Origin of the sequence: Sphingobium sp. IP1 (assembly GCF_002708645.1) — a bacterium.
GTDB lineage: Bacteria > Pseudomonadota > Alphaproteobacteria > Sphingomonadales > Sphingomonadaceae > Sphingobium > Sphingobium yanoikuyae.
The window spans coordinates 1-4,110 of record NZ_NOIW01000204.1 but is presented as its reverse complement, the minus strand read 5'-3'; the positions used below and the strand labels follow the sequence as shown (position 1 = coordinate 4,110).

General features: G+C 58.5%; 2 protein-coding genes. Both read right to left on the bottom strand.

All coding sequences use genetic code 11. The features are described from left to right. Nucleotides 1-68: 68 nt before the first annotated feature. Nucleotides 69-935: a recombinase family protein gene (locus CG471_RS29125; protein ID WP_006953933.1), complete on the bottom strand. Its 867-nt coding sequence runs from the start codon at nt 933-935 to the stop codon at nt 69-71. Between the two features lie 142 nt (nt 936-1,077). After that, nucleotides 1,078-3,987, bottom strand: a complete 2,910-nt coding sequence (locus CG471_RS29120; RefSeq protein WP_048938210.1) for a Tn3 family transposase — start codon at nt 3,985-3,987, stop codon at nt 1,078-1,080. Nucleotides 3,988-4,110: the final 123 nt, after the last annotated feature.

Genomic DNA, 4,110 nt, shown 5'->3' with positions numbered 1-4,110 from the left:
AGGCCCAGTCGGCCCGAAGCTGCGATTTTGGCCAGGTTGAAGAACGAACACTGAACGCTTGATTGATTCTACCAGGACCGTTGCTGACCACCGACCTCGTAGATATCGGCTTCCATGGAGCAATTGTAGCTCTCTGCGATGTTGAACATCTCGGAGAGGAGGCTTTGGATTTCCTCATCAAGGGAAATGCCATCCGGATCGGGGTCATAGGCGACGGTCAGTTTGTAATCACAATTGCCGTTTTTTACCATGGCGTAGTCGCGTTCCAGCATCGCCTCAATCCGCTCCCGAGCGGGTTTTCTACCTCTTCCACGCTTGTTGAAGTTCTCGATAATCAGATGCAGGGCGATGCTGGCAGTGGGCGGCTTTTCCGGCAGTTTGGTCTGTGACGGAATAATGTCGAGCGCCCGATAGACGGTCATTCGTGAGACCTTCAGGTCGCGGGCAACGCGGGCCTTGCTGGCGCCGGCGGCAAGGCGACGGCGGATTTCATCGTCATCGACGTTCTTCTTCCGGCCTTTGTAAACGCCTTCGGCGCGCGCCGCTTCGATCCCGGCGCGCTGACGATCCTTGATGAACTTCAGCTCCATATCGGCGACCATGCCGAGTATGGTGATGACCATTCGCCCCATGTCGCCCGCCGTCGTCACCTCTGGCTCAAGGATGCGCAGCGAAGCTCCCTTTTCATCAAGCTCATGCACCAGGTTCAGGACATCGCGCGTGGAGCGGCCGAGCCGGTCGAGCCGCAGCACGACCAGCTCGTCGCCGGTGTGCATAAACTGCATGATCGTTTCCAGTTCCGTGCGCCCGCTCCGCGAGGCCCCCGATCCGGTCTCGGAACGGATAATTTCGCAACCTGCATTCTTGAGGCGGCCAATCTGGATATCCAGATCCTGGTCCGTGGTGCTGACGCGGGCATATCCGATACGAGCCAAGTGCAAAATCCGTCACATTAGGGTGGCTCTTGCAGTGTATCGTCACATTGAGCGCAAACCCACCCTTTTGTGACAGACGAATGGTGTCACTCGGCCCTATCACTCTGGGGTGTACCCAAATGTTATAGGCCGATCAGCCGCCTCACGCTGCAAGCCGTCCAAAATCAATCCGGTCGTTCAGGTCGAGGTCGAAGCGGCCATAAGGGTTCACATGACTGTAGATCAACGGCGTGAGACCACGATAATCTTCCGGCGTCATCCGCCCCGCCCACTTCGGCTCAACCAGTACGGTCTGAAGCATGCGGGTGTTCACATACACCAGCGACGCTTGCAGGAGGTGTAGCGCCAGAACGGAGATTTCCTGCTCATGGATGCGGTTGGTGGCGATCTCGCCGCCCTTGCCGAAGAACACGAAACCATTAGCGCCGTTCCAGTTCTCAACCACATTCAGCCCTTCGTGGATCTCGCGGCGGAATGCCTCCTGACGCAAATACCGGCATAGGAAGATTGTTTTGACCGCGCGGCCGAGTTCACTCAGCGCCTTGTAGGTCGGGTGCATCACTTCGGCTCTGGCAAACCGGAGCAGGATCGCTTCCGGATCGGCGGTGCGCGATTGCATGGCAGCGGCATATTTGACCATTTCGTCATATTGTTGCTCGATCTCGTCCCAGTCGATCGGGCTGGAGAGGATCGGCAGTAAATTGGAAAGCCGCGTGCGCATGCCGGCTTGGGGAAGGGCCAGTTTCTGGCGTGCCACTGCTTTCAGCCGCGGGGCAAGCTCAAATCCAAGGAGTCGGCAGAACGCAAAGCCGACTGCGCTCTGGCCGTGGCTATCGACGTACTGGCGCTGGATTTCCATGTCGGTGCAATGGCGTAGCACGCCTTCGATCATGGAGGCGACCTCCGAGGAAGAGCACCGCTTGAGCTGGGAATAAACGCAGGTCGCGCGCTTCTCCACATGCCAGTAGATCATGACGCCACGGCCGCCATAGCGGGCGTGCCATTCCGTCATCAGGTTGCGGTCCCACGCGCCGAACTTCGTTGAATCGGACGCGCATGCCGTGCCCGCATCTCCCCATACTGCGGCATTGCGGATTGCCAGTGTCGCGTTTGCTACCCGCGCGCACGCCTCCCTCAGCGCTGGCGCGTGGATGAAACGGCGATGGACATGCAGCAATTCCTCGTAACTGACATCGGGTGTTGCGCCAGCGACCCGCTTGAGCCCGGCGTTCGTGCCCAAGCCATAGAGACACAGCAAAAGACGCTGAGCCAAGGCTGCTTTCGACAGGGTAACCCGCGAGGCCGACGTTTCGAAAGCATCCATCAATCCCGTGTCCAGAGCAGCCTCTTTCAACACGTCCAGCAGTCCGGTCATCGGCCAGCGCTGACCGATCTCGCTTTTGATCGAAGCGAGACCCTTCGGTTCGGGCAAGGGCTTGAACGGTGTAATCGATATCCGGTTGTCGCCGCGCCACAGGAGCCGGACCTTGTCGTTTTGTGGAATATTGGCATTGAGGAGCAACAGTTCCCGTTCAAGCTCCTCCCGGATCGAGGCGCAAAACGCCTGCGCATCTGGCGTCAGGCTGAGGCCGGAATAGTACGCATCTCGCCTGATCTCGAAGTCCTTGGGAAGATCGTCATCGGGATTGCGATAGCGATCCGCCCCGACCACCCAGATTTCTTTGGAGCGGATGCGGTCGCGCAGTTGCGTCAGGACGCAAAGCTCATAGCTGATCCGGTTTACCCGCCCATCGTCATCAATGACGGAACTGCGCCATCGCGCTGGAATCACCTCATCGATCGGAACATCCTGCAATGGCACGAAGCGGCATCCGCCATCCACCTTGCTCCTGATCCAGTCGAGGGCCGCCAGGACCGGCCGCCACACCGCGTTGTTCGACCGGAACTCAAGTACGGAAAGCAGGCTTGGCAGCATGCGCCGGTAATGATTGGCCCAGGAACCACGCATCACCTTGTAGATGCGCCGGTCCAGAGCGCCCTTCGCATGGCTCTCCTTGACGATCGCCGCCAGCTTGGCCTTACCGGCGATCGGGAAAATGACATCGCAGATGCGCCCCGATGGTTCATTGATCGAGGCGCTGGCGATCTCGACCAGCAGGCGCTCCTTTCCATAGACCCGCTCGATGTCTTTCGCGATATCGCCCACCACCTTGCGTTTCGAGCGCGTTCCGATCTTGTGAACGGTTTCGATCAGCAGGTCGATCATCGCGTCAGTGAGTTGCGCCTCCCGCGACATTAGATAAATCGCATAAAGGCCGAGCTGTCGCGCCGGCGCATGCCGGCGCATCTCCGAGGCCTTTTCACCGGCAACGCGGCGAACAATCTGATCGACCCATGGCTTGCCCGTAGCCGTCAGGAGATCATGGGGAAGATCAAGTCTCTGGATAAAGGCGAGTTTCTCGGTCACGTCGAGAATGTTGTCGAGCGTTGCCTGTCCGGCGTCACCCTTCATCCTGTTGAATCCGGTCGAGCTGTCCGGATCGGCAAGCGAGGCTTCCAATAACGCCACCGCATCTGACGAAAGCCGATCACTGGTTCCGATCAGCCAGGTGTCCAGATAATCTTGCCGTTGTGAGCGAACGACACGTTCAAGCTCCTTGCGCGACGGCCCATAAATACGCCGGTCCCGGCACCACAGGAAAACATGCTCAAGCATGGCATTGATCGACTGGCCGCCCGGGCACAGCTCGCCAGCAATCCATTCCGTCAATTGCGCGCGATCCACCCGCTTCATGCGGTGATATCCAAGATGGATCAGGATCTCCGCACAATGCCGTCGTGCTGTCCGACTGGAAAAGTCATAACCGGCTATCTCGCCAGCCTCGACACCGAGTTGCTCGGCCAGATACGAGAGGCCATCGGTAGGGATTGAGCCGGGATCGATCGCGAAAAACCCCAGGGAAGCGAAGAATTTCAGCTGCGCGGCGAGGCCAAGGCGCGTCAGGGCCGGCTTCGAATTTACAAAATCAATATCGGCAAAGCTCAGGCTCCATCGTCCGATCAAATCCCCGCCCGGAATACTCCGATCCATCAACCCACTCCCTATGATGGAGCGAACTGTCCTCTTCTATGATTTCCATCGTCAATACCGAATGCCACGTTCCCAAAACGTTCTCCGACTTGGCCAAAATCGCAGCTTGGGGCCGACTGGGCC